This window comes from Myroides sp. LoEW2-1 (assembly GCF_009767705.1).
GTDB lineage: Bacteria > Bacteroidota > Bacteroidia > Flavobacteriales > Flavobacteriaceae > Flavobacterium > Flavobacterium album_A.
In genome coordinates this window covers 1-594 of the sequence record NZ_WSPP01000392.1, presented here as the reverse complement: position 1 = coordinate 594, position 594 = coordinate 1, and the positions used below count along the sequence as shown (strand labels likewise).

Below are 594 nucleotides of genomic sequence, written 5' to 3'. Positions count from 1 at the left end.
CACAAGTATCTATCATTTGCATTAATGCTGTATTAAGCATCATATGAACATGACTTGAAGCATATAAGACTTTGTCATAATTGTATTTTCCGTTAGGATTTTTGCTATAGTTATTGTCTATAAGTTTTTGTAAATCCTTGGAATAACCCCAAATACAGGAATCAATAAAAACAGTTAAATCAAAAGTATGTTTTAACCATCCTGCAAACGCTATTACTAAATCTTTGTCAGTATGTGAATGAGATAGAAAAATATCTGCCTTAATTTTTGGAAACCAAACTGATTGCATTTTATCTCCATTAAGACTTCCATTTGGATTCATAAATTCTTCTAGAGTACTTTTAATTAGCGCTTTATCGTTATCAAAACTTTCAATTCCGATTTGATAGAACTTTTCAAACGATTTAATTTCTTTTAAATTTTTTAATTCAAAACCTATATACATGAGCTAACTTTTTGAAGATTTGATTTCACACTGATATGTGATTTTATTCTCTGTTTTTTTTGAAGTGTCATTAAACATCGAATGGTTAACTAATAACAATAAAATAATCATTGTGCCATAAATAGAAATAATTGTACGACCTATAAAAC

The 594-nt window shown here is 27.3% G+C and carries 1 pseudogene; it reads right to left on the bottom strand.

Annotated features, from left to right (window positions below):
- Positions 1-445 (bottom strand): annotated as a pseudogene (locus GOQ24_RS16325) (hypothetical protein); the annotation flags it as partial.
- Positions 446-594: the final 149 nt, after the last annotated feature.